This window comes from Sanguibacter inulinus, assembly GCF_013415325.1.
Classification (GTDB): Bacteria; Actinomycetota; Actinomycetes; order Actinomycetales; family Cellulomonadaceae; genus Sanguibacter; species Sanguibacter inulinus.
In genome coordinates this window covers 89,705-107,577 of sequence record NZ_JACBYE010000006.1, presented here as the reverse complement: position 1 = coordinate 107,577, position 17,873 = coordinate 89,705, and the positions used below count along the sequence as shown (strand labels likewise).

Below are 17,873 nucleotides of genomic sequence, written 5' to 3'. Positions count from 1 at the left end.
TCACCGTGAGTATGGTCGTGTGACACCCTCGGAGTTGTGAGTTCACCAAACTGCTGCCCTACGCTGGGGACGATCAGTCGATCTCACCAAGTTGCTGCACTGTCGTCACTCACTGTCAGTTAACGTCGCTTCCCCCCAACGGAGCCTGCTGTGCGCCTGCGCCTCACCCCGCGCGATACCTCGTTCTTCGATCTCCTCGCCGACTCTGCGAGCCACCTCGTCACCGGCGCGAACCTGCTGAGCGAGCTGCTCGGGGCAGACCGGCCGGGCCGCAAGGTGATCGCCAAGAAGCTGTCCGACGTCGAGCACGCCGCGGACGACGCGACGCACTCGATCATGCGTCGGCTCAACTCGACCTTCGTGACGCCCTTCGACAGGGACGACATCTCGGGGCTCGCGTCGGCGCTCGACGACTGCATGGACTACATGGAGGAGGCCGGCGACCTCATCGTGCTCTACAAGCTCGACGAGCTCCCCGCCCGTGTCTCCGACCAGATCCAGGTGCTCCAGCGCTGCGCCGAGCTGACCGCCGACGCCATGCCGCACCTGCGCTCGATGGGTGACCTCACGGACTACTGGGTCGAGGTCAACAGCCTCGAGAACCAGGCGGACAAGATCCACCGCAAGCTCCTCGCGCAGATGTTCGACGAGATCGCCGACCCCATCCAGCTGATGAAGCTCAAAGAGGTCGTCGAGACCCTCGAGGCCGCAGCCGATGCGTTCGAGACCGTGGCGAACATGGTCGAGACCATCGCCCTCAAGGAGTCCTGACTCCGGTGGAGGTCGCGCTCGTAGTTGTCGTCGTCGCGCTCGCTCTCAGCTTCGACTACACCAATGGATTCCACGATGCGGCCAACGCGATCGCGACCTCGGTCTCGACCCGCGCGCTGACCCCTCGTGCCGCGCTCATCATGGCCGCGGTGATGAACTTCGCCGGTGCGCTGCTCGGCACCGAGGTGGCCGAGACGATCGCGAAGTCGATCGTCAACCTCGACGGGGCGGCTGACCATACGGCGCTCGTCGTCATCCTCTGCGCCCTGGTCGGCGCGATCACCTGGAACCTCATCACCTGGTGGTTCGGTCTCCCGTCGTCGTCGACCCACGCGCTCATCGGCGGACTCGTCGGAGCAGGTCTCGCGGGTGGGCTCGGCATCTACGGCAGCGCGATCGTCGACAAGGTCGTCCTGCCGATGATCTTCTCGCCGCTCATCGGCTTCGGCCTCGCGTTCTTCGTGATGGTCGCCGTGCTGTGGCTCTTCCGCCGCGCCTCGCCGAGCAAGACGAACCGTCGGTTCCGCATCGCGCAGACGGCCTCGGCCGCGGCGATGGCCCTCGGCCACGGTCTCCAGGACGCGCAGAAGACCATGGGTGTCATCTACATGGCTCTGCTGACCGTCGGCTTCGCGAGCGCGGAGGACGGCATCCCGCTGTGGGTCAAGCTGGCCGCCGCCGCTGCGATCTCCCTCGGCACGTACTCCGGCGGCTGGCGCATCATGCGCACCCTCGGTCGCAAGATCATCGAGCTGGACCCCGCCCGCGGCTTCGTCGCCGAGTCGGTCTCGGCCGTGGTGCTCTACGTCAACGCCTTCGTGCTGCACGCGCCCGTGTCCACGACCCACACGATCACCTCGGCGATCATGGGTGTCGGCGCGACCAAGCGTCTCTCCGCCGTCCGCTGGGGGGTCGCCAAGAACATCGGGATCGCCTGGGTCCTCACGATCCCCGCAGCCGCGCTCGTGGCCGCGATCATGTACTGGATCCTGCACCCGATCCTCGGCTGACCAGCACCGTCGAAGACCCCAGCACCGCGCGACGCCCGCCAGGCAGACCTGGCGGGCGTCGTGCGTCTGCGACGTCTCCGGGGGAGGAGCGTGAGCGGGACGTCTGCCCGGCCGGGACTGATCCCGGGAGACCACGACCGTGCGACGTGACCCGGTCCGGTACCGGGTGGACACGACGAGCGGGCCCTCGACCCAGGCCTGGACCGACGCTGAGGTCCGAGACGCAGACGGGGCCCGCCGCTGTGTGCGACGGGCCCCGATCCTGCTGTGGTGCTGTGGTGCTGTGGTGCTGTGGTGCTGTGGTGCTGTGGTGCTGTGGTGCTGTGCGGCTCAGGCCGTGCGGCGCCTGCGGACCAGGAGGACCGCACCGCCGGCCAGAGCGAGGGCTGCGACGAGCAGCAGACCCGCGACGTCGCCACCGGTGAGGGCCAGCCCGCTGCCCGGGGTGGTCGACCCGGGACCGCCGGCGCCAGGAGCACCCGCTCCGGGTGCACCTGCCCCGGGCGTCCCGTCGGCCGCGAGGACCGTGAGCGCAGCGCTCACGTCGATGCCCTCGCCGAGCACGCGAACCGTGTGCTCCCCGAGAGGCGTCGCGGCCGGGATGGTCACCGTGAGCGTGCCCGCGCCGTCGGCGTCGAGCGCGAGGGTGCCGAGCAGGACGGGCTCAGAGTTGAGCCAGACCTCGGTCGAGGCGCCAGGCGTCCCGCCGGTGACCGTGGCGGAGACCGAACCGCCCGCGGCGACCTCGGAGGCCGAGAGCGTCAGGGTCGGAGTCTCGGGGTCGGTCGGTGGCGTGGTCGGCGGGGTGACCCCACCGGTCACCTCGGCCGGGAGGACGACCGTCGTGCCGCTCGGGGCGGCCGTCAGGGTGAGCAGCTGCGCGCCGTTCGTCGCGTCGGCCGGGACCGCCACCTCGACCGTCGTGCTGCCGTCGGTGAAGGTGCTGGACCCGACAGCAGTGCCGTCGAGGTCCGCGGACACCGTCGTGTTGACCGGGGATCCGAGGCTGTGCAGGTCCGCACGGCTGAGCGTGACCGAGGTGGTCGTACCGGCCTCGAGCGGCAGGCTCGCGCCGGCCTCGAGCTCGACACCGGTGACCTGGACGCCTGTGCGGGCGTAGCTCGGCGCGACGGGCGAGGAGTCCTCGAGGTACTGGACCCAGCCCTCCCAGTCGAGCAGGCCCGTGTTGATCGTCGCGGAGGCCTCGGAGAAGACCCTGAAGTTGTCTCCGCCGGCGGCGAGGAACGAGAACGTCCCGATGCGGTAGTCCGCAGCGAGGTCGATCGGCTCGCCGTCGATCGTCACCGAGCTGATCTTCCCGACGGTGCGGGTCGCGTCGGCCGGGTCGGGCACGGACTCGTACGTGTAGGTGACGTTGTCCGACAGCCCGAGCTGGAGGTACGGGCGTGAGGGGACAGACCCGTCGGCGCCGCGCTGCCACTGCTGCTCGAGCATCGTGACGACCTGCTCGCCGGTGAGGGTGACGATCGTCAGGTCGTTCGAGTAGGGGAGCACCGCGAGGGCCTCGGCGAAGGTGACGACGCCGTCGGCGCCGTACAGGAGGTCGGCGCGCAGACCACCGGGGTTGACGACCCCGAAGTCGGGCGCCGCCGGGAGCGTGGACAGGCTGTCCCGCAGGGCGTTGCCGACCACGGTGCCCATCGTCGACGCCTCGGAGCGGTCACCGCTGGTACCGCCCGTGTAGACGCCGTCGACGACGGTGCCGCCCGAGAAGGCCGTGGTGACGTCGGCGGACACCGACCCGACAGGCTCGGAGCCGATCTTGTCGGCGTAGGCGACGGCCTCGTCGACGATCGTCTTGACCTCGGCGACCCTGGGGAACGTCGCGACGAGCTCGTCCTCAGGTGTCGTCGTGCGAGGCACGTTGACAGCGTCGGACGCGATGACGTCGCCCGTGGCGAGGTCGACGTCGAGGGTGACCTTGCCGAGGAACTCTCCGTACGAGCCGGTCTGGAGGACCGGTCGGGTCGAGCCGTCGGTCGCGCCCAGGACCGGTGCCTGCCACGCGTACTGCTTGTGGGTGTGGCCCGTGAAGATCACGTCCACGTCGGGGGACGTGGTCGTGACGATGTCGGCGAAGGCCCCGCCGTGGGCGACCTCCTCCTCGAGGGTCGAGCCGTCGGGGATCCCCGCGCCTGCCCCCTCGTGGAACTCGGCCACGATGATGTCGGCCTCACCGTTGAGCGGGTCGCCGTCCGTCAGCTGGGCTGTCACCCGGTTGACGGCCTCGACCGGGTCGCCGAACTCGAGGCCGGCGATCCCCGTGGGAGTGACGAGCGCAGGTGTCTCCTCCGTGACGACACCGATGACGGCGACCTGCAGACCGTCGACCTCGACGATCTCGTACTCGTCGAGCGCCGGGGTGGTCGTGCCCTTGGTGTAGACGTTCGCACCGAGGTAGGGCGCGTCGAGCGCGTCAGACACGCGGCCGGTGAGGTCGTCGAAGCCCTTGTCGAACTCGTGGTTGCCGACCGCGCTCGCCGCGAGGCCGAGCGTGTTGAGCACGTCGATGGTCGGCTGGTCCTTCTGGATGCCGGAGGTGAAGAGCGAGGCTCCGATGTTGTCGCCCGCGGAGAGGAACAGGGTGCTGTCCTCGCCCGCCAGCGCGCGCTGCTCTTCGACGGTCCCCGCGAAGGCGACGGTCGCGCCGTTGCTCGTCGGGCCGATGCGCCCGTGGAAGTCGTTGATGTTGAGCAGCGTGAGTGTTGTGGTGTCGGCCGCGGCGGCCTCGGCGGACAGGCCGACGATCACGGGGTCGTGGTCGGAGGACCTGTAGGCGTCTGCCGTGTAGAAGTCGCCTGCGGTGGCGTTGACGCGGGAGTACTCGAGCGCGATGGACTCGGGGGCGTTGATGTCCCAGACGTCAGAGCCCGTGAAGCGCTCGGCGGCCGAGGCGTTGAGGAGCACGTGGTCGAGGGAGCCGTTGAGCCCCTGGAAGGAGTACGTGAACTCGCCGCGGCCCTCGAGGCGGGTCGCGTCCTGGTACCCGGCTCCGTAGAGGTGCTGGAGCGGGTCTTCGAAGGTGTAGGCGTTGAAGTCCCCGACGAGGAGGACGTCCTCGACGGGGGTGCCCACTTCGGTCGAGACTGCGGGGAGCGCGGTCTCGTCGATCCAGGTGGAGAGTGCCTTGGCCTGCTCGGTGCGGGCTGCGTTCCAGGCGCCCTGACCCAGGTCCTTCTCGGCGCCCGAGGCGCTGCCGGCCGACTTGGACTTGAAGTGGTTCGCGACGACGAAGAACGGCTCGCCGCCCGCGGCGGGCTCGAAGGCCTGACCGATGGGCTCGCGGGCGTTGTCGAAGGTCTGCCCGGCACCGCTGAGGCTGCCGAGGGCGTGGGAGCTGCCGACGGGGTTCACGGCTGCGGGCTGGTAGATGATCGCCGTCGAGATGACGTCCTGGTCGCTCGTGGCGGGCAGGTCGGCGGGGGAGGCGACGTAGGCCCAGCGGTCTTCGCCGGCCTTCGTGTTGAGCGCGGCGACCAGGGTCTTGAGCGCCTCGTCGGGCGTCTCGTCCAGTGCTGCCGAGTTCTCGATCTCCATGAGGCCGACGACGTCGGCGTCGAGGGTGGTGATCGCCTCGACGATCTTCGCCTGCTGGCGCTCGAGGTTCTGCTCGTCCCACGCACCGCGCGGGCCGTTGCCCGGGCAGGTGTCTGTCGTGACGGGGTTGCCCTCACGGTCCTTGTACGACGTGCACCCGGTCACCGAGGCACCCGTGGTGGTGAAGTAGTTGAGCACGTTGAAGGACGCGACGGTCACGTCGGCGGCGCCGACGGCTGCGGTGTCGGGGGCTGCCGGACGGGTGCCGGAGAAGGACACGGGGTACGCGGCGGTGTCGGCCGGGGTCACCTGGCTGGTGGGGTTGAGCTTCCAGGTGTTGTTCCTGAAGTCGACGACCACGGGGTCGGTGAACTCGACCGACGTGCCGACGCGGACTGCACCGTCGGCGGTGACGTACGGCGGGACGCTCGCGTTGTTCGGAGCCTTCAGGTAGTCCCACGACGCACCGTCGTCGAGCACGACACCGCGGGCTGCGTTGTCGGCGACGACGGCCTGCTGCTCAGGTGTCCCGAAGGCGGCGATGTCCGTCGACTGGCGCAGAGGGGAGTTTCCCGTCGCCAGGCCGACCTCTCCGTACTGGTGCGTGGAGTAGGAGTTGGTGACCGTGAAGTCGCCCTTCGGGAGGACGAGCACCGACTCGAGGGCCTCGCGGCCGGTCTCGGTCGCGGGCCACGCGCAGGACGCTGCGACGGGGGCGGATCCGGTCGCGGTGCCGGGGACGACAGTCGGCGTGGCGATCTGGGTGAGCCCGTTGAACTCACCGGCGACCCCGGTGACCTCGACGTAGTCGCCGACGGCGACCGTCGGCGCTGCGCCGGTGTAGACGAAGACGGCCGGGGAGGCCGTGCCCTCGGCCGGGCAGGTGGCTCCGGTGTCGGACTCCTGGATGACGAAGCCGTTGTAGCCGCCGGTCGGGTAGGCCGCGGTCACCCAGCCCGTCGTGGTGACGGTCTGGTCGGCGACGGGGGTCGTGGCGCCGGTGCCCTGGATCTCCGAGATGCGCAGGGTCCCGGCGTCGACCGGGGGCGCGGGGGGCTCGGGCGCGGCGGGGACCTCGTCCAGAGAGTTGACGGGTGTCGGCGCACTGGCGACGAAGTCAGCACCGTTGGCGGTGGTGTGGGCGTGCCCGGTCCGGGAGAGCGAGCTTGCCGAGCTGCCGGCGGGGGCCGCAGCGAGGCCGGCGAAGGTCACGGCCGAGCCGTAGCCGACGAGATCGACGACTGCCGGGCTGGTGGCGCAAGCGGCTGGCTCGCAGACGAGCGGCTCCGGACCAGCGACGAGCGCCACGGTCCCATTCGACCCGCTGAGGTCGAGGGTCCCGGAGGCATCGGGGGTCGGGAGGCCAGTGCCGCTCGTACCCCCGGCCAGCTGCACGAGATAGGTCTTGCCCGGAGCGATCGAGCCGGAGAGTGCCACGGAGCCGGAGCCCGCCGAGAAGCCTTTGGCCGCGGAGGCGTACTTGATGCTCATCCCGTCCAGCGGGACGGCGACGGAGCCGGGGTTGTACAGCTCGACGAAGTCGTTCTTCAGCGTGGCGGCGCCGTTGCCGCCGCCGCCGTAGACCTCGTCGATGATGACCTTGGCGGAGATGTCCACGGCTGCTTGGCTGGGTGTCGCCAGCAGCGGCGTGGTACCGAGGGCGACGGCGAGTGCCGCACCCCCGGCCAGGTGTCGTGATCGCATGTGGAGCCGTTCTCTTCGCGGGACCTGGATGGTGCGTCTATGCGACCAGACCGCGAACACCGGATCGTGACCATGAGGTTTCTTCCGGGTGAACTCCGGGGGGTGCGGCCGCAGGTCCGGCTCTACGGCGAGATGACGCCGTCCTGGACGCGCGTCCGGACCAGAGTTCACCCTGTCAGGTGTTTCTCAGTTCCGGAAGATGGTGCTTTCGAGGAAGGTATGTTACTGACCGGTACGGGGCGCCCGAGGGTGGGCGCTGCCCTGGCGCCCGACCGTGGCGAGGTCGGGACGCCCTCTACTCGAAGCGGCTCGGGTCTCCGAGGCCGACACGGACGACCTCGGGGGCGCCGCTCGACCAGTCGACGACTGTCGTCGGCTCGGTCCCGCAGTCGCCCCCGTCGACGACGACGTCGACCACGTGCTCGAGCTCTTCCTTGATCTGCCAGCCGTCTGTCGGCTGGGTCTCGCTGTCGGGGAGGATCAGCGTGCTCGACAGCAGCGGGGCGCCGAGGGCGCGCACGAGCGCGAGCGCGACAGGGTGGTCGGGGATCCGCACGCCCACGGTCTTCTTCTTCTCGTGCGCGAACCTGCGCGGGACCTCTTTGGTGGCCGGCAGGATGAAGGTGTAGGCCCCGGGGGTCGACGCCTTGATCGCCCGGAAGGCTGAGTTGTCGAGCCGCACGAACTGCCCGAGCTGCGCGAAGTCCGCGCACACCAGCGTGAAGTGGTGCTTGTCGTTCAGGTGCCGGATCCGCCGGATCCTGTCCGCCCCCGTGTGGCTGTCGAGGGAGCACCCGAAGGCGTAGGACGAGTCTGTCGGGTAGGCGATGAGCGCGTCGTCGCGCAGCATCTCGGTCACCTGCGCGACGAGGCGCGGCTGGGGGTCCTGCGGATGGATGTCGACGTAGCGAGCCATGAGTCGACGATAGGCCAGGACCCGCCGCCGCGCACCGTGCTCTCTCAGTGCAGCGGCGGCCGTACGTGCTCGACGCCGACGACCCGGGGTCCCTTGGCCGTCTGGCTCACGTGGGTCACGAGGGCCTCGCCGGGCTCGAGGAACGGGTCCTTGGTCGGCAGCGCCGAGGCGACCGAGCGGCGCGAGTGCTGCCCGAGGACGTCGAGGACCGTCGGCAGCACGGGCCGGTGCGTGCACAGGACCGTCGGCTCGGCGGACTCGAGCAGCGACCTGACGACAGCGGCGACGCGACCGGGTGACCTCTCGTGGTCGCTCTCGGTGAGGTTCTCGTTCGACTCGGTGTCCAGCCAGGCTGCCCGGGCGTACGGCGCCATGGTCTCCGAGCAGCGCCGCCACCGGCTGGTGACCACCGTGCTCACGCCGAAGGCCGCGAGGACCGGGACGAGCGCCGCCGACTGGGCGTGCCCCGTCGGGGTGAGCGGCCTGTCGATCTCGGTCCCGTGCCACGCGCTGCGGGCCTGGGCCTTGCCGTGCCGGGCGATGACGAGCGCGGTCGTGGCGAGCCGACCCTTCTCGTGCTCCGCGACGAGGGCGGCGAGCGGGACGGTGTCGGCGCGACGGGTCAGCGCGGCGGCCGCCTGCTCGACGTCCATCCACTTCTTGGCGTCGATCTCGGCAGGGTCGACAGGGGGGACCGGTGCGCGGGCCGCGAGGGCGGGGGAGGCTGCGCCCGTGGTCGCGGCCCAGTAGTGCACCCGCTTCACGGCGCCGTCGGGCGTGAGGTACTGCAGCCCGGGCAGCGGCAGACCGAGGGTCACCGGGCGACCGGTCTCCTCGGCGACCTCGCGGGCCGCGGCCGTCGGCAGCGTCTCGCCGGGGTCGAGCTTGCCCTTGGGCCAGGACCAGTCGTCGTAGCGCGGGCGGTGGATGAGGAGGACCTGCAGCCGCCCCTCCCGCACCCGCCACACGAGCGCACCAGCAGACTCGATGACCGGGGTCTTGTCGGTCGCCGAGTCGGACACGCCGGTGGCTCCGCGGACGCGGAAGGGGACGACGGGGGGAGTGCTCGACTTCATCGACCCAGGCTCAGTCGACGACGCTGCCGCACGATGAGGTCGTGCTGGACGTCTCCGAGAGGCTGTCCGTCCTCTGTGAGGTGGTGGCGGGTCCAGGTGCCGTCCGCAGCGAGGTGCCACGAGGCGGACTCGGGTGACATGGAGTTGTCGATGAGGTCGATCAGACCGTTGATCTGCGTCTCGTCCGTCAGGCGGATGAGGGTCTCGACCCGGCGGTCGAGGTTGCGGTGCATGAGGTCAGCAGAACCGATGAACACCTCGGGGCCGCTCGCCGGCCCCTCGGCGATCGCCGGGCCTGAGGAGTTCGCGAAGGCGAAGATCCGTGAGTGCTCGAGGAACCGTCCGAGGATCGACCTGACGCGGATCGTCTCGCTGAGCCCGGGGACCCCCGGGCGCACGGCGCAGATCCCACGGACCACGAGGTCGACCGGGACCCCGGCCTGCGACGCCCTGTAGAGCGCGTCGATGGTGGCCTCGTCGACGACCGAGTTGACCTTCATCTTGATCCAGGCCGGCTTGCCCGCACGGGCGGCTGCGGCCTCGCGGTCGATCCGCTCGACGAGCCCGGAGCGCACGGAGCGTGGGGCGACGAGCAGCCTGTGGAACCGGGACTGCGGGGCGTAGCCGCTCAGCTGGTTGAACAGGCGCGTGAGGTCCTGGCCGACGTCGGGGTCGCAGGTGAGCAGCCCCAGGTCGGTGTACAGGCGGGCGGTCTTCGGGTTGTAGTTGCCCGTGCCCACGTGGCAGTAGCGGCGCAGGCCGTCGGGCTCCTGGCGCACCACGAGCGAGAGCTTGCAGTGCGTCTTGAGGCCGACGATCCCGTAGACCACGTGCACACCGGCCTGCTCGAGCTTGCGGGCCCACGAGATGTTGTTCTGCTCGTCGAAGCGCGCCTTGATCTCGACCAGGGCCAGCACCTGCTTGCCCGCGTCGGCAGCCTCGATGAGCGCGTCGACGATCGGGGAGTCGCCCGAGGTGCGGTACAGCGTCTGCTTGATCGCGAGGACGTCGGGGTCGGCCGCGGCCTGCTCGAGGAAGGTCTGGACCGACGTCGAGAAGGAGTCGTAGGGGTGGTGGAGCAGGATGTCGCGCTCGCGGATCGCCGCGAAGATGTCGGTCGGCGTCGCGCTCTCCACCTCGGCGAGGGCACGGTGCGTGGTCGGCACGAAGCGCGGGTAGTGCAGGTCGGCCCTGTCGAGGTCGGCGATGAGGTTGAGGCCCGTGAGGTCGAGCGGCGCCTGGAGCGTGTACACCTCGTCCTCGACCACGCCGAGCTCACGGATGAGCAGCTGGCGGATGCGCGGGCTGATGCCCTGGGCGAGCTCGAGCCGGACCGGCGGGCCGAAGCGGCGACGCAGCAGCTCCTTCTCCATGGCCTTGAGGAGGTTCTCGGCGTCGTCTTCCTCGACCTCGACGTCTTCGTTGCGGGTCACCCGGAAGGTGTGGTGCTCGAGCACCTCCATGCCGGGGAACAGGTGGTCGAGGTGGTGGGAGATGATGTCCTCGAGCGGCACGAAGGACGTCGGGCCCTTGCCCGAGGCCTGCGTGCTCGGCGCGCTGGGACGGCCCTTGGCGTCGACCGCGATGAAGCGGGGCAGCAGCGGCGGCACCTTGACCCGGGCGAAGTGCTCCTTGTTCGTCGTCGGGTTGAGCACGACGACCGACAGGTTGAGCGAGAGCCCCGAGATGTACGGGAACGGGTGCGCAGGGTCGACCGCGAGCGGGGTGAGCACCGGGAAGATCTGCTTGCGGAAGAACTTGTGCAGGCGGTCCTGCTCCTGCTGCGACAGGTCTTCCCACCGGACGAGGGTGATGCCCTCGGCGCCGAGGGCCGGCTGGACGTGCTCGGCGAAGGCCCGCGCGTGACGGTCCATGAGGTCGTGGGCGCGCGTGCCGATCGCGTCGAGGACCTGGCGCGGGGTCAGACCCGAGGCGGCGTTGACGGCCAGACCTGTCGCGATGCGGCGCTTGAGCCCGGCGACGCGCACCATGAAGAACTCGTCGAGGTTCGAGGCGAAGATCGCGAGGTAGCGCACCCGGGCCAGCAGGGGCTGGGACTCGTCCTCGGCAAGCTCGAGGACCCGCTCGTTGAAGGCGAGCCAGGACAGCTCGCGGTCGCCGAAGCGGTCGTCCGGGAGCGGCTCGAGGCCGGCGCCGACGGCCGGGACCACGGTGTCGCGCTCTCCGATGTGCTCGGCGATGTGCGCTGCGAGCTCGGGATCGATCGGCGCTGAGCCCGGGGAGGGCGTGACAGGGCCGGGCTCAGGGGTGCGCCGAGAGGTCGCGGTCGATTCGCTCATGGGTTCATCGTGACACCTGTTGGTGAACTCTGGGTGCTCAGCGCGAAGATCGGTGCGTCGGCGCAGGTCGTCGGTGGTCGACGGCCTGCGTCGGCGCAGGTCCGGCCGAGGTCAGACGACGGTCTCGGCGGTGTCTGCGGTCGCGCTGGGACGGGCCATCTGGACGTCGGCCGTGGCCCGCGTGAAGCCCGCCGCGGTGTACGTGCGGATCGCCACGGTGTTGTCACCCTCGGTGTAGAGCTCGACCACCTCGACCCCGAGGTCGTGCAGTCGGGCCAGTCCCGCAGCGGTCAGCGCTGTCCCCAGGCGCAGGCCCTGGGCGGAGGGGTCGACACCGAGGGCGTAGATCTCCCCGACCCGGGGCGCGTCCTGCGCCTGGTCCGCGGGGACCTTCAACCAGCAGAATCCGACGAGCTCGCCGTCACGCTCGGCCAGCAGGAAGGACTCCGCGTCGAACCACGGCTCGCGGGCCCGGGCCTGGAGGTCGCCGAGGGTCAGGCGCCCCTGCTCGGGGTGCGAGGCGAAGGCGCGGGCGTTGACCGCGAGCCACGCCGCGTCGTCCTGACCCGGGCGGAAGCTCCGGAGCGTGACACCCGGGGCGAGCTCGGGTGCCGCACCCGGGGCATCGAGGGGCCTGTGCATCTTCCACAGCTCCCGGACGACGACGAGCCCTGTGCGCGCGGCGAGGCTGCGCGCGGCCGGGAGGTCGCCGTGCGCCCACACGGACAGCATGCGGTCCTCGGCGTCCATGAGCTCGAGGGAGTGCTCGAGCAGCGCCGTGCCCACTCCGTGGTGCCGCGCGAGGGGGTGCACGACGAGCTCGGCGCTCGCCGTCCCCGGGGCGCCACGGTCGATCTGCGCGTACCCGGCGAGGTCGTCGGCCGCGCGCACCATCAGGTGGGTCACGGGGGCGTCGGCGTCGAGGAGGTGCAGCAGCGGCTGCTCGGAGAGCGGTGCGACGCCGTCGACGTGCTCGGCCGCGCGGGCGAGCCTGTGCACCGCCGCTGCGTCGGCTGCGGTCAGGGGGCTGGTCTCGACGTCGATCTCGCTGTGGTCCACACCCTCGATTCCATCACGGCCGGGCCGTGGTCGGCTGCAGCAGGAGGACAGCCGCGCGGATGGACCTGCAGGGCTGCCGCGCGGGTGGAGGTCGTGATGGCGGGTGAGGCACCCGCACCCTGGCGCGGCGCGCGCTGCGCACCGCGGACTCACAGCGGGTTCATGGGAGGCCCAGACTGTGCAGACAGGCTCCGGCGCCAGGGTGGTCGCCATGAGCACAGACGACCGCACCCAGCCACTGTCCACCCCGCCGCCCTCGCCCGAGGGCTCGAGCGGAGCTGCCGGGCCGCCGCAGGCCCCGGCCGCACCGCACCAGGCACCGCACCTGGTTCAGGACGGCCCCACGGTCGAGACCGCAGCGATGCCGTCCGGAGGGCCGGGCTACGTCAACAGCTCGGCGACCGCGCAGCCGCCCACCCGCCGTCGACTGGGTGTCGGGGCAGCCGTCGGCGGCGTGGCCGCAGCAGGTGCGCTGTTCGTCGGCGGGTTCCTCGTCGGGTCGGCCACGGCCGACGGACCGAGCACGAGCGCCGCAGCCGAGGCGACAGGTGCCGGGGAGGCTGCCGCCCCGGACGGGACCGCGCCCGAGGGGACCGCGGCCGACGGCACCGCGCCCGACGCGGCAGCAGCCGACGGCACCGCGCCCGACGGTGCCCTCCCTGACGCCGGTGGCCGTGGTGGCGCGATGCCCGGAGGTGGCGGTCTGACCTCGGGAGAGATCACGGGCATCGCCGACGGGATCCTCACCGTGACCCTGGCGGACGGCACGGAGATCACCGTGACCACCACCGACAGCACGACCGTCACGACCACCGAGACCGCAGACGTCTCGGCGCTCGCGGTCGGGGACACCGTGACTGTCACGGGCGAGAGCTCCGACGGCAGCTCCGTCGACACCTCTGTCGTCGCGACGAGCATCGCCGAGGGCGAGACCGCTGGCCTCGGCGGCCCGGGCGCAGGGATGGGCGGGGGTGGACCGCAGGGCGCAGTCGAGCCGAACGCGACGGGGGCAGGTACGGGTGGGTCGACGAGCTGACGGGCTGAGCGCCCGCGTGGGCCCCGGGTACTGCCCGGGGCCCACGCGTCGTGCATCTCAGCCGCGCTCGAGGTGCCCGTAGCGGTGACGTGTCTGGGACACCGCCTGCTCGCGGACCATCGTCAGCAGCTCCCGACGGCCGCTCGCCACGACGGGTGCGTCGAAGACGGTGACCGACCCGACGTGGGCGGCAGCGGCGGCCCGGAGCCCGGGCTCGGAGCCGACGAGCCGGATCCGTCCCTCGACCTCGCCGGCAGCCACGCGCGCGGCGAAGGACTCGGCGTCCTCGACCTCGGCCGAGCTGACCGTGACGGCCACCCCGGCCACCTCGGCGGCGTGCAGGACACGGTCTGCCTCGATCTCGAGCGCGTCTGCCGCGACGCGCAGCGTGAGGCCCGGGACAGGGCGGTAGCGCAGCACGTTCGACTCGGAGTCGAGCCCTGTCGGGTCGTGCTCGACGCCCATCTCGCTCTCCCACCACGCCTGGTCGTCGGCCGCCGCCCACGCGAGCCACTCCTCGGGCGCGGCGACGCGGTCAGGGACAGAAGCGTCGTCGGACCAGGCACCGAGCTGCGCGACATAGCTGGGCCCGCCCGCCTTGGCGCCGGGACCGACGACCGAGGCCTTCCAGCCGCCGAAGGGCTGGCGCTGCACGATCGCCCCGGTGATGTGCCGGTTGATGTAGGCGTTGCCGACCTCGACGCGCTCGAGCCAGTGGTCGATCTCCGCCTCGTCGAGGGAGTGCAGCCCACCGGTGAGCCCGAAGGACACGGCGTTCTGCACCTCGATCGCCTCGTCGAGGGTGTCGACCCGGATGATCCCGAGGACCGGGCCGAAGACCTCGGTCAGGTGGAACCACGAGCCGGGCTGGACGCCCGCCTTCACCCCGGGGGTCCACAGGTGGTCGGTGCCGGGGACTGCGCGCGGCTCGACCACCCAGTGCTCGCCCTCGTCGAGGGTCGTGAGCGCCCTGAGCAGCTTCTCGCTCGGCTCGACGGTCAGCGGACCCGTGGTGGTGGCCAGGTCGGTCGCGGGCCCGACGGCGAGGGAGCGCACGGCGTCGACGAGCTGACGGTGCAGGCGCGCCGAGCGTCCGACGTTCCCGACGAGCACGAGCAGCGACGCTGCCGAGCACTTCTGCCCGGCGTGCCCGAAGGCCGACCGGACGATGTCCTTCACGGCGAGGTCGAGGTCCGCCGCAGAGGTCACCACGAGGGTGTTCTTGCCGGAGGTCTCGGCGAAGACGTCGAGGTCGGGGCGCCAGGACGCGAAGAGCTCCGCGGTCTCGATCGAACCCGTGAGGATCACGCGGGTCACGTCGGGGTGGGTGACGAGCCTGCGCCCGACCTCGCCCTCGTCGGCCGAGACGACCTGCACGACGTCAGGCTCGTAGCCGTGCTCGACGAGGGCACGGCGGATCGCGTCGACCCCCACGGCCGCGCAGCGCGGCGTGACGTGCGACGGCTTGATGACCACGGGGGACCCTGCGGCGAGCGACCCGAGGACCGAGCCGAGGGGGATCGCGACGGGGAAGTTCCACGGCGGGGTGACGACGGTGAGGCCCTCCGGGGTGAAGGTCGCCCCGGCGACCTCGTCGAGGTCAGCGGCCCGCTCGGCGTAGTACGCCGCGAAGTCGACGGCCTCGCTCACCTCGGGGTCGGCCTCGCCGACGGTCTTGCGGGCCTCGTGGACCATCGTCGCGACGAGGTCCGTGCGGGCCTCCTCGAGCAGGCGCGCGGCCGTGAGCAGCACCTCGCGGCGCTGCGCACCCGTGGTCGAGCGCCAGCTCTCAGCCACCTCGGCGGCGCGTGCCACGACCACGTCGACCTCGGCCGGCGAGGCCAGGACCGTGGTGGCAGGGACGGACGCGGCGAGCCTGTCGGCCGTCTCCTGCGAGACGATCTGCTGGGCCCACTCCCGGGACGCCTCGACGGCCGGGTCGGTGTCGGGCGCGTTGACGAAGGGCTGCCCGGCGACGAGAGTCGGCGGTGCCGGCCGCGCGGAGCGGCGCGGCTCCGTGGGAACCGTCGCGCTCGCGGCGACCGAGGCGCGGAAGGCGGCCTCCTGGTGGTCCATGGGCGAGCCGTCCTCGTGCGGGCCGTCCTCACCGGCGAACAGCGCGTGCACGAAGTTCTGCGAGGCCGAGTTCTCCTCGAGCCTGCGGACGAGGTAGGAGACCGCGACGTCGAAGTCCTTCTTCGCCACGACAGGGGTGTAGAGGACCACCTGGCCCACGGCGTCACGGACCGCGCGCGCCTGCGCCGGGGCCATGCCCTGGAGCATCTCGACGTCGAGGGCCTCGCTCACGCCTCGGTCGCTCGCCATGAGGTGAGCGAGGGCCACGTCGAAGAGGTTGTGGCTGGCCACGCCGATCCGTACGGCGTCGGTCCGGGTGGGGTCGAGGGCTCGGTCGAGCACGCGCACGTAGTTGGCGTCGACGTCGGGCTTGGAGCCGTAGGGGGCCTGCGCCCAGCCGTGGAGCTCGGCGTCGACCCGCTCCATCGCGAGGTTGGCGCCCTTGACCAGACGCACCTTGACGCGCGCACCGCCGGCGGCCCGGCGCGCCGCGGCGGCCTCGGTGAGGACGTCGAGGGCCGCACCCGAGTCCGGGAGGTAGGCCTGCAGCACGATGCCCATCTCGAGCCCCAGCAGCTCGGGGTCGGACATGAGGCGCAGGAACACCGCGACCGTGAGGTCGAGGTCGTGGTACTCCTCCATGTCCAGGTTGATGAAGGTGCCGCGCTCCGTGGCCGCCAGGTACAGCGGGCGGACGGTCTCGAGGACCCTCTCGACGCTGTCGGCGGTGTCCCAGGTGGACAGCTGGGACACCACGGCGGAGGTCTTGACCGACACGTAGCTGATGTCCGGGCGGGCGATGAGCGCGAGGATCCGCTCGGCCCGGTGGCCGGCCTCCTGCTGACCGAGGACGGCCTCGCCGAGCAGGTTGATGTTGAGCCTGAAGCCGTCGGCCGTCGCCTTCGCGATGTGCTTGGCCAGGCGCGGCCCGTCGTCGACGACGAGGTGCCCGACCAGCTGACGCAACCGGGTCCGGGCCGCCGGGACGACCACCCGGGGCAGCAACGGTGCTGCGACGGTGCCGGCCGTGACGAGCAGCCTGTCGACGGGGTTGAGGAAGGAGCCCGGCGCCGAGGCGACCGAGCGGAGCTCGGCGAGCTCGTGGGCGGCGACCTGGAGGTCGTCGGGACGGGCCACCCTGTCGACGAACCTGACCGCGAACTCGAGGCCTGCAGGGTCGGAGACCAGCTGCGCGAGCCTGTGGGTGGTGCGGCGCTCTGCCGCAGTCTGACCAGCGGCTGTGGCCGCCATCCACGTGCGCGCCAAGGATGCGGCGTCGTCCGTGAGCTGTGTGAGAGAGAGGGACATGGCACCAGTCTGAGCCACGCGGGCACCTGCGTCGTGGCGGCACGCGCCAGAGGCCCGGGTGGGCCGCCCCGCGACCTGCCCCCGGGCTCCGGTGGAGGTCAGAGGCTGCCGACGACCCTCTCGTGGAGAGCCCGCAGCGACGACGCCGAGACGGAGAAGGCCCCGTTCGCCGGGTCGACGTGCACGACAGCGACCCCGGCCTCGACGAGCGCCTCGACGTAGCCCACGACCGACGCTGTGGGGACGGCCACGACCGATGGTGCTGCCGCACGGTCTTCTGCAGGGACGGTCTCGTCCTCGGGGAGCCGGGCCGCGAAGGCCGCCGCGCGCGACGCCGAGGTGAAGGCGACGAGCGTCGGACCGGCCTCGTGGGAGACGGCGAGCGGGGTCTGCGACGGCCCGCGAGGGACGAAGTACCAGTGGTCGAGCTCGAAGACGGCCTGCCAGAGTGCCGACTGGGCCGCGGTGTCGCCGGGCGTCGCGCGGGCGCTCGCAGCGAGTTCGTCGACGATGGTCGACTCCTGGGTGTCGTCCTGGCCGGCAGGGGTCTGGGCCGTGCGGGCCTTGAGCCGGGCGAGGTCGTCGAGCAGGGTCCGGAGCATCGACGGCTTGATGCCGAAGGGGGTGTCCTGGATGTCGAAGGCGAAGAGCCTGACGCCGCTGTCCTCCATCGAGGATGCGGCCTGGAGCACGTCGCGCGGCGGGGAGGCGAAGACCGCGTTGGTCCCGCCGCGGCCGCCGTCGGCGAAGGCGATCGCGCGGGCCATGTCCGTGAAGGCCGGGACCGCGGACTCGCCGTTGAAGGTCACGAGCCCGGGGCGCATCGAGCCCGAGTCGTCCTTGACGAAGAACCAGCGGGGGAGCTCGAGGACGGTGCGCCACAGCGCGCCCCAGGCGACCGCGGCCTCCTTCGAGCCCGAGCCGTCACCGGCTCCGGCGGCGACGGCGGAGGCGACGAGGCTGTCGATGACGGCAGACGACGGTGAAGGCTTCATCCCTCCATCCTCCCCGAGCCCCGCGCTAGTGACGAATGCAGGCGCCGAGCTCGGCACTTCGGAG

Annotated in this window: 10 protein-coding genes; 3 read left to right on the top strand and 7 right to left on the bottom strand. The window is 71.5% G+C overall.

What is annotated here, in order from left to right; genetic code table 11:
* Positions 1-150: 150 nt before the first annotated feature.
* Positions 151-771, top strand: a complete 621-nt coding sequence (locus HZZ10_RS04170; protein WP_056127677.1) for a DUF47 domain-containing protein — start codon at positions 151-153, stop codon at positions 769-771.
* Between the two features lie 5 nt (positions 772-776).
* A complete protein-coding gene (locus HZZ10_RS04165; protein WP_056127680.1) occupies positions 777-1,781 on the top strand; it encodes an inorganic phosphate transporter in 1,005 nt (334 codons plus the stop codon).
* A gap of 330 nt (positions 1,782-2,111) precedes the next feature.
* Here the strand turns inward: HZZ10_RS04165 and HZZ10_RS04160 are convergent, their stop codons facing one another.
* The 5 genes from HZZ10_RS04160 to mshD form a co-directional block, all read right to left on the bottom strand.
* Positions 2,112-7,043, bottom strand: a complete 4,932-nt coding sequence (locus HZZ10_RS04160; RefSeq protein ID WP_218928422.1) for an ExeM/NucH family extracellular endonuclease — start codon at positions 7,041-7,043, stop codon at positions 2,112-2,114.
* A gap of 295 nt (positions 7,044-7,338) precedes the next feature.
* Positions 7,339-7,959, bottom strand: coding sequence for an L-threonylcarbamoyladenylate synthase (locus tag HZZ10_RS04155; RefSeq protein ID WP_056127688.1), 621 nt, complete (start codon positions 7,957-7,959; stop codon positions 7,339-7,341).
* Between the two features lie 44 nt (positions 7,960-8,003).
* Complete coding sequence (locus HZZ10_RS04150) at positions 8,004-9,035, bottom strand: NUDIX hydrolase (RefSeq protein ID WP_056127691.1); 1,032 nt, start codon at positions 9,033-9,035, stop codon at positions 8,004-8,006.
* The gene (locus tag HZZ10_RS04145) at positions 9,032-11,335 is read right to left on the bottom strand and encodes an RNA degradosome polyphosphate kinase (protein ID WP_218928421.1); all 2,304 of its coding nucleotides are present in this window, start codon (positions 11,333-11,335) and stop codon (positions 9,032-9,034) included. Before HZZ10_RS04145 ends, HZZ10_RS04150 begins: the two co-directional genes overlap by 4 nt.
* Before the next feature lie 111 nt (positions 11,336-11,446).
* Positions 11,447-12,394, bottom strand: a complete 948-nt coding sequence (mshD, locus tag HZZ10_RS04140) for a mycothiol synthase (protein ID WP_308507481.1) — start codon at positions 12,392-12,394, stop codon at positions 11,447-11,449.
* Between the two features lie 211 nt (positions 12,395-12,605).
* Here mshD and HZZ10_RS04135 point away from each other — a divergent pair, with 211 nt between their 5' ends.
* Positions 12,606-13,430: a hypothetical protein gene (locus HZZ10_RS04135; RefSeq protein ID WP_179912522.1), complete on the top strand. Its 825-nt coding sequence runs from the start codon at positions 12,606-12,608 to the stop codon at positions 13,428-13,430.
* A 57-nt stretch (positions 13,431-13,487) separates the two neighbouring features.
* On the opposite strand, the gene HZZ10_RS04130 is transcribed toward HZZ10_RS04135, so the two are convergent.
* Both HZZ10_RS04130 and HZZ10_RS04125 read right to left on the bottom strand, forming a co-directional pair.
* A complete protein-coding gene (locus HZZ10_RS04130; RefSeq protein WP_179912521.1) occupies positions 13,488-16,814 on the bottom strand; it encodes a bifunctional proline dehydrogenase/L-glutamate gamma-semialdehyde dehydrogenase in 3,327 nt (1,108 codons plus the stop codon).
* A gap of 98 nt (positions 16,815-16,912) precedes the next feature.
* Positions 16,913-17,809 carry a hypothetical protein gene (locus HZZ10_RS04125; protein ID WP_179912520.1) on the bottom strand — a complete coding sequence of 299 codons (897 nt, stop codon included), beginning with the start codon at positions 17,807-17,809 and terminating at the stop codon, positions 16,913-16,915.
* Positions 17,810-17,873 lie beyond the last annotated feature (64 nt).

Coding starts and splice junctions, on each gene's coding strand:
- HZZ10_RS04125 (WP_179912520.1), bottom strand. CDS start 17,809: ATGAAGCCTTCACCGTCGTCTGCCGTCATCGACAGCCTCGTCGCCTCC.
- HZZ10_RS04145 (WP_218928421.1), bottom strand. CDS start 11,335: ATGAGCGAATCGACCGCGACCTCTCGGCGCACCCCTGAGCCCGGCCCT.
- HZZ10_RS04155 (WP_056127688.1), bottom strand. CDS start 7,959: ATGGCTCGCTACGTCGACATCCATCCGCAGGACCCCCAGCCGCGCCTC.
- HZZ10_RS04135 (WP_179912522.1), top strand. CDS start 12,606: ATGAGCACAGACGACCGCACCCAGCCACTGTCCACCCCGCCGCCCTCG.
- HZZ10_RS04150 (WP_056127691.1), bottom strand. CDS start 9,035: ATGAAGTCGAGCACTCCCCCCGTCGTCCCCTTCCGCGTCCGCGGAGCC.
- HZZ10_RS04130 (WP_179912521.1), bottom strand. CDS start 16,814: ATGTCCCTCTCTCTCACACAGCTCACGGACGACGCCGCATCCTTGGCG.
- HZZ10_RS04160 (WP_218928422.1), bottom strand. CDS start 7,043: ATGCGATCACGACACCTGGCCGGGGGTGCGGCACTCGCCGTCGCCCTC.